This is a genomic window from Rummeliibacillus pycnus (genome assembly GCF_050459865.1).
Taxonomy (GTDB): Bacteria; Bacillota; Bacilli; order Bacillales_A; family Planococcaceae; genus Rummeliibacillus; species Rummeliibacillus pycnus_B.
This window is the reverse complement of sequence record NZ_JBCMNM010000069.1, coordinates 1-7,005: the sequence shown is the minus strand read 5'-3', so window position 1 is coordinate 7,005 and position 7,005 is coordinate 1. Positions and strand designations below refer to the sequence as shown.

General features: G+C 32.8%; 8 protein-coding genes. 4 read left to right on the top strand and 4 right to left on the bottom strand.

Annotation, left to right across the window (positions count from 1 at the left end):
• Positions 1–116: 116 nt before the first annotated feature.
• Positions 117–551, bottom strand: a complete 435-nt coding sequence (locus tag ABE048_RS14220; protein WP_430311920.1) for a MarR family winged helix-turn-helix transcriptional regulator — start codon at positions 549–551, stop codon at positions 117–119.
• A 341-nt stretch (positions 552–892) separates the two neighbouring features.
• Positions 893–1,297: a hypothetical protein gene (locus ABE048_RS14215; RefSeq protein ID WP_430311919.1), complete on the bottom strand. Its 405-nt coding sequence runs from the start codon at positions 1,295–1,297 to the stop codon at positions 893–895.
• A gap of 269 nt (positions 1,298–1,566) precedes the next feature.
• Here ABE048_RS14215 and ABE048_RS14210 point away from each other — a divergent pair, with 269 nt between their 5' ends.
• The 3 genes from ABE048_RS14210 (at position 1,567) to ABE048_RS14200 (ending at position 3,286) form a co-directional block, all read left to right on the top strand.
• Positions 1,567–2,100: a dihydrofolate reductase family protein gene (locus tag ABE048_RS14210; RefSeq protein ID WP_430311918.1), complete on the top strand. Its 534-nt coding sequence runs from the start codon at positions 1,567–1,569 to the stop codon at positions 2,098–2,100.
• A gap of 271 nt (positions 2,101–2,371) precedes the next feature.
• A complete protein-coding gene (locus ABE048_RS14205; protein WP_430311917.1) occupies positions 2,372–2,848 on the top strand; it encodes a hypothetical protein in 477 nt (158 codons plus the stop codon).
• Between the two features lie 15 nt (positions 2,849–2,863).
• On the top strand, positions 2,864–3,286 hold the full coding sequence (locus tag ABE048_RS14200; protein WP_430311916.1) for a DUF5391 family protein: 423 nt from the start codon (positions 2,864–2,866) through the stop codon (positions 3,284–3,286).
• Positions 3,287–3,439: 153 nt separating this feature from the next.
• Here ABE048_RS14200 and hutG read toward each other — a convergent pair whose 3' ends face one another.
• Positions 3,440–4,393, bottom strand: coding sequence for a formimidoylglutamase (gene hutG / locus ABE048_RS14195; RefSeq protein ID WP_430311915.1), 954 nt, complete (start codon positions 4,391–4,393; stop codon positions 3,440–3,442).
• Between the two features lie 144 nt (positions 4,394–4,537).
• On the opposite strand from hutG, the gene ABE048_RS14190 reads away from it, so the two are divergent.
• Complete coding sequence (locus tag ABE048_RS14190) at positions 4,538–5,905, top strand: PLP-dependent aminotransferase family protein (RefSeq protein ID WP_430311914.1); 1,368 nt, start codon at positions 4,538–4,540, stop codon at positions 5,903–5,905.
• A 140-nt stretch (positions 5,906–6,045) separates the two neighbouring features.
• Here ABE048_RS14190 and ABE048_RS14185 read toward each other — a convergent pair whose 3' ends face one another.
• Positions 6,046–6,834: a lipid II flippase Amj family protein gene (locus ABE048_RS14185; RefSeq protein WP_430311921.1), complete on the bottom strand. Its 789-nt coding sequence runs from the start codon at positions 6,832–6,834 to the stop codon at positions 6,046–6,048.
• Positions 6,835–7,005: the final 171 nt, after the last annotated feature.

The following is a 7,005-nucleotide window of genomic DNA, read 5'->3' as shown; positions in this document are numbered from 1 at the left end:
CTTTTCCCGTAGGAGTCGCCTTCCTTCGCTCCACAATGAGAAAATTGACTACTGGTGCATAGAAAGATTCAAAAAAATATCAACTATCTCGAATTCAAGATATAAATTTAAAAAAATTATAATTTTTCTGCTTGATATCCAATTCTTTTCATCAATTCTATTGTTTTATCTAATTCGTTTTCTTCAATACACCCAAATATTTTCTTTACGATTGCTTGGTGTTGAGGGAAAATCTGATTCATGAGTTGATTTCCTTTTATTGTTAAGCTTGCATAAGTTACTCTACGATCATTTGGACAATCTCTACGTGTTACAAGTTGTTTTTTCTCCAATTTGTCAATGACATACGTAATGCTACTACTTGCAATCAAAATTTTCTTTCCTACTGTTTGAATCGGTTGATCACCCTTATGATAAAGCAATTCAAGCACCGCAAATTCAGTTGCATTTAGTTGATATGAAGCTACATCTTTTCGAATCACTTCTTGAATAGCTTGGGAGGCACGAAGAATGACTGTTAAAGCTTTTAATTCTTTATTTTCTAGGTTCATTCGTATCACCACTTTTATTATCCTTAATTCTAATATCTTTAATTCGAGGTAATCTTAACACATCCTTAAATTCAAAGTCAACAAGTTTATCCTAATTTTAGTACATTAATTTTTAAGGTTATATTTTACTAGATGATAGATATTTAAATTTTTTCTCTACAGGCGACCCCTTTACGCTGGTGAATTGACGAGACTCCTTGGTCACCTTCGCTCACTTGCGGGGATGGTCTGGTTGGCTTTTCCGCAGAAATCGCCGCATTTATCAATAATATTAATCAAAGCCAATTTTAAAAAGGACAGCGCATTTTCTTGCTGCCCCTTTCATTTGAAATTCATCGATTTTAGTCATCTGGAAAATTCACCGTTGTAGTGAACATTCCTAATTTATTTTCACTCGCAAGATCATCAATCATTTGAGTAATTTCATGTATGGCAGTTTCTTTATCCTTAATTTGTGATCTGACAACTGCTTTTAATTCCTTTTGGTCATTTGAAGTGATAGAAAGAACAAATCCTACTTGATATCCATTTTTCTCTAATTGAGCTGTCGCTTTTTCGATAAAATTTACTTGATCAATTTTTTCTTTCATATTGATTGTCGTTTTTTGATTGTGTTGTTTCATCTCCATAGCTTTCATAGATGGTGTTGCTTCAGAATTAGTAATTAGATGTCCAATTGAAGTGCAAATGAGTAAACCAGCTAACAAGGTGCCATGAAAAATAATTCGACCATTCATTTTCACCATCCCACTCCCTCTCCTTAACCGCATTAATAAACACTATGTCTAACCATTTAAAAATATTTGTATTTTGGTAGATTTCATTTTTTAATATTGGAGAAAGAGGTTGGTTTGTTTTATAGAAATAGAAAGTATTCACTAATTGCGAGGGTTAACAAAGAACTCTTATCATTTTTCTGTCTTCTAGACGAACAATCTTATTTGTAGAAGTCTAATATAATTATTGTTACACTACTCAATGATATTGATTGGAATATAATTTCGAGGTGAAAATGATGATTGAGAATCGTAAATTGATTTTATTTATTGCTATGAGTTTAGATGGTTACATCGCCACAGAGGATGAATCACTTGAATGGTTAGACAATGTTGAGGGAGAAGGAGATACTGGATACTCGGAGTTTTTGGAGACAGTAGACACTATTTTGATGGGAAGAAAAACCTATGATTGGGTTATGAAAAATATTGAGGGTGAATTCCCATATAAAAACGAAGAATGTTATGTATTTACAAAGTCTTCAATTGAAGATACTGAATATGTAAAATTTATTAATAAGGATGTACTTTCTTTTACCAATGAGCTAAAAAAAGCTGATGGAAAAAATATATGGCTTGTTGGCGGAGGCGAATTGATTCATTCGTTTATCAAAAAGAAGCTAATCGATGAAATGATCATAACTGTTGCACCTGTTATTATTGGAAATGGAATTCCACTATTTTTAAATAGTGAGGATCAAATGAATTTATCACTAATTGGAACTCGGAAATATAATCAATTTGTTTCTCTGCATTATAAAGTTAAAAAATAAGTAACTACTATTATTTTAATTTGGTGTGAAGTCTTTAAAATATAGTAGTACTCTTTTTTTCCAACCTATTCGTAACAAAAGATAATTTGATGTCTTTTTACGGATAGGTTACTATTCCAATATTGAAATTTTTTAAGTTAAATCAGCGTATAGATATGATGTAACTTACTATTTAATGAAGTAACATATCTCCCCTAAATCCTCATAAAAACTTCATCACCCAAACCATTTATGGTATATTATGGCTATAAATACATATAGGAGGATGAAATTGAAAAGAAAAGCTTTGTCAAGAAGTCTGTTCCTAAAGCTACCCTTTATTATTATATTCTTTTTGTTATTCACATCTTCTGTATTTGCACTGAGTTGGGCTTATTCTTTTGTATCATGGCATGGCTATGTCTATCAAGTATCAGATGAAAAGATTCCTGTCGAAAAAATTGGTAATGAAATTGGTGAAGTCGATACAATACCAGATAAAATGACTGGGGATTACAATGGCAATGCCTCTAACATCTTTGATATTGGCACAAAGTATTATCAAATCGTTGGTGAAAAAACGGAAGAAGTCATCGCTGTAAAAGATGGTGATAAGTATCTTAAAGCTGCTGTTGAATATAAACAATCCTTTTCCTTTCCATTTTATATAAAAGAACATTCAAAAATGTTTAAATTGCTTAGTTTTGCACTCGCATTTATACTACTATTTATGTTTTTCCGAAAATTAGTTCAAAACAAAAGAAATTAAATGTAGGAGGATTTAATGACAAACAAAAAGAGCATTACTGTAACAACCATCCTATCAGCTTTATTATTTTGTGCATTAATCGTTGCAAGTTCGTTATCACCCATATCTGAATATGGAAAAAACACAAATCAATTTAACTCCCTTGGTATGTGGTCTTCAATTGGAATGATACTCCTTTTCTATGCAATTCCATTATTTATGTATCTTACAGGTTTGACATGGATGAAATATATCATGACTTTTTTATGTGCTTTTGGTATCTTCATTTTTGTCTCCGCTTTGTTTGCTTTCATTGTGTTTGGCATTTTCACGAAAACAACTCCATCGTTAATGAATGTATTCATTGTTTGTGTTTTAGCAATTATTACGAACATAATTTGGTTCTTTATTGCCTTTCATTCTAAAGGAAGTAAAACACCTGTTATAGTCCAACGATAAATTGAACTCCTTTCTATTTATTCTCCATATTCGCAATCCTTTAATAAAAATACAGCCAACAAATGTGGATGTACATTTGCTGGCTGTATAATGAATTAGTTTAATATAAATGAATCGTTGTACATTAGAATGACATCCCCAACAGATTATTCGTTATTTAATTTCCCCTTTTTGAAAAGAAATTACTGCTTCATTTACAAAATTAGCTCCCAGTTTTACGGTTCTATTATTTTCATCAATATCTGGATTGACTTCACAAATATTAAAACTTGAAACTTTAGGATCTTCACAAACAAATCGAATGATACCCCTAACAGTGTTAGCTTCTAAACCAAATGGCGATGGTGCGCTAACCCCTGGAGCATGCGCAGCGCTTAAAACATCCATACATAATGTAAATAAAATCACGTCACACTTTTCTATAAATGTTCGGATTTCTTCAACAGTAGATTCTGGTGTCATTTCATCCTCATGTAGATAAGTTACACCTAATTCATCTGCTCGATTAAACAATTCGGTTGTATTTCCATATCGTTGAATACCACAAACAAAATATTTCGCGTTCGGATCTCCATCTAAAATTTGTTTGAACATGGTCCCTGATGATGTTTGATCTTCATATTCACGTAAGTCAAAATGAGCGTCTATATTTAGTAAGCCAATAATAGCTTCTTTTCCTACACTTTCCCTTACCCCCAGATAATGCCCATAAAGTGTTTCGTGACCTCCACCAATCACGATACATTTTGAATTCGCATTTAGTAGATCTTTTACCTGATTACCTAGCTCAAGTTGTGCTGCTTCTAATAACTCACCTTCACATGTGACATTCCCTACGTCAAATAAAAAAGTATCGCTTCCTCTCCAAGGAACATTCGCCAATTGTTTTCGAATTTCATTTGGTGCTTTTCTTGCGCCAATTCTTCCCTTGTTTCTTCTAACACCTTCATCACATTCAAATCCGATTATCGAAATTTTCTTATCAGATATTTGTTTTAACTCTTGCGTAGTGATACATTTTACCGCTTGATGGTATCTAAAACTATCTCGTCGATCCAAATGATCCGTTCTCCCACTCCAAATTGAAGCATCCACTTCTTTGTACATATTGCACACCCCTTAGCACTTCTAAAAAATCTATAATTTTAGTATAAATTGTTTCTAAAATATATAAAGCAATTTTTTTCTATTTTTTGATATGATTGTTTTATACATATCTATAGAAATCATACATACCAGAGGTGAATTCATTTGGAAATCTCCATCACTCTCACAAATAATTATCCGAAATATATTCAAATTTACGAACAGATTAAAAAAGCAATTGTTACGATGAATTTGTCATCTCATAGTAAGCTACCTTCCAAACGTACTTTAGCTGAAAGTCTTGGAGTCAGTGTACATACAGTAAAAGAAGCCTACGAACAGCTAGATGCGGAAGGGTTTATATACAGTAAGGAACGTTCCGGGTATTTTGTTGCACCTTTTGAATTTGAATGGCAACAATCTAATAATACGAAGCCACCTTCCACTTCCATTGAAACCAACTTTTCAAAGATAGATATCGATTTTCATAACGGTCATATTGATACTGCCTCTTTTCCTTTTTCAAGCTGGCGAAAATTATACAACAAACATTTTCAACCAGAAAATTTGATAAATAACACATCTCAAGGCGAACCCTCTCTTCGCTATGAAATCGCCAACTATGTTCATCGTTCTAGAGGAGTTCAGTGCGATCCTTCCCAAGTTTTCATCTATGGAGGAATACAACATCAACTACAGGCAATTTGCCATTTTTTCGGACCTACGATTAGTGCAGGCATTGAGGAGCCTGGTTTTAAACGAGCTCGGGCTATTTTCACACAAAATTGTCTTCACACACATCATATTGCAGTAGATGAATTGGGAGTCACAGTGCCAGCTAAAAAGATTAACTTACTTTATACAACACCAGCACATCAGTTTCCTTTAGGGATGGTTATGTCTGCTGAACGTCGAGCATCCTTATTGAAATGGGCTTTAACAGAAAATGCATATATTATTGAAGACGACTATGATTCAGAGTATCGATTCAAAGGTCTACCTATCCCTTCTTTAGCAAAAATGGATCAATTGCAGCGTGTCATCTATTTTGGCACTTTTTCAAAAACACTAATTCCAACCATTCGAATTAGCTATATGATCTTACCTATAACTCTAGTAGATGCATTTTCAATATTTTATAAAGAACAGAAAACAGTTGTTTCAAAAATAGATCAACTAGTTCTAGCAGATTTCATCTCTCAAGGTTTATATGACAAACACATAGCTAAAATGCGAACACTCTATCGTAAAAAGCAACAGGCAATCATTTCATCAATTGAAACTCATTTATCAAAAAAATTTCAAATTATTGGTGAAAAATCTGGCCTTCATATCGTACTAAAGCTACCAAACTATTTACGTGAAGACGAAGCAATTGAAAAGGCATCTTCTGTTGGAGTACAAATCTATCCAATTTCCACTTCGTATCATCACCCATCCAATCAGCCAATGGTGATGATAGGATATGGTGGATTATCATTCGAACAAATTGAGAAAGGCATATTAAGATTGAAGAAAATTTGGTGCCCTTAATATAAAATATACTTTTCGATTAATCATAAGCTCAAACTTCTAAATTCTAATAATAAATAAAAAAAATAGAATGAGAACATTTAAGTGTTCTCATGCTATTTTTTGCGCTTTAATAATAAGCGAAATTAACCTCCCAATAGTTATGCTATAAATTTAGCAAACCAAGCAATGTAATGCGCGCCAGGGATGAATAAAACTTGAGCAAGAATAGTTCCTAAAAATCTTGATGTCATCATCATGACAGAAGCTCGTTTTAAATCAAGATAACTACCTCTCTTATTTATTACATCATCTGCAAGAATTGAAATTTTAGGATCAATAAAGATAATCAAAAGAATCGTTGCTACACCATTTATTAAACCAGATGCCATTACTGCAGTTGTGGCTCTTTCTGGTACTAAAAGTGCTGCATATAATGCTGATAAAACACCTATTGTATAAATTGACGTAATTAGAATATTGATGATAAATAATTTAATCGGAATATCTCGTAACCCAATTCCCTTTAGATAGGAGAAACTCGGCATACGAATGTGTTTAATCCCGCGTTTCATATATTCAAATGTGAATCCTTTTTTTACTAGAGCAGGGATAGAACCTCTTTCTTCAGCTAAATGAATAATCGCCCGTGAAAATATGGCAACAAATGTAGGTAATAATAACATACCAATCAAAGTTCCTAATGACGCAGCACCAATAATAATACGATACTGATTTTCTACAAAGACTAACGTATTTTCTTTTGGTGCGGTGTCGACCAAACTACCTGTAAATGGTTGTTGCATCATGTTTGCTAATCTCGATACCATTACCATCACATTAAAAAGCGATAGAGCTGAGGCAAGTAATTTAACACGCGCCCCAGATAAACGAACAGCATAAGCAAGTGTTTCAATAGAGTGAATAATAAGAATGAATATTGCGATCATAATTAGTTTGTTTGTTATTAATTCCAAGTGATAACCTACTTTTCATTTTTATAACCATTATTTTATCTTTAGACGACTATGTAGTCTACTGGTTTCAAAAGCTTCCTCACTCACTCCGCTCTAGAGTACTGAAAAATTATTTATATACAAATATTAATCTGGTTTCTGCAT

Coding starts and splice junctions, on each gene's coding strand:
- ABE048_RS14215 (WP_430311919.1), bottom strand. CDS start 1,297: ATGGTGAAAATGAATGGTCGAATTATTTTTCATGGCACCTTGTTAGCT.
- ABE048_RS14200 (WP_430311916.1), top strand. CDS start 2,864: ATGACAAACAAAAAGAGCATTACTGTAACAACCATCCTATCAGCTTTA.
- ABE048_RS14210 (WP_430311918.1), top strand. CDS start 1,567: ATGATTGAGAATCGTAAATTGATTTTATTTATTGCTATGAGTTTAGAT.
- ABE048_RS14185 (WP_430311921.1), bottom strand. CDS start 6,834: ATGATCGCAATATTCATTCTTATTATTCACTCTATTGAAACACTTGCT.
- ABE048_RS14220 (WP_430311920.1), bottom strand. CDS start 551: ATGAACCTAGAAAATAAAGAATTAAAAGCTTTAACAGTCATTCTTCGT.
- hutG (WP_430311915.1), bottom strand. CDS start 4,393: ATGTACAAAGAAGTGGATGCTTCAATTTGGAGTGGGAGAACGGATCAT.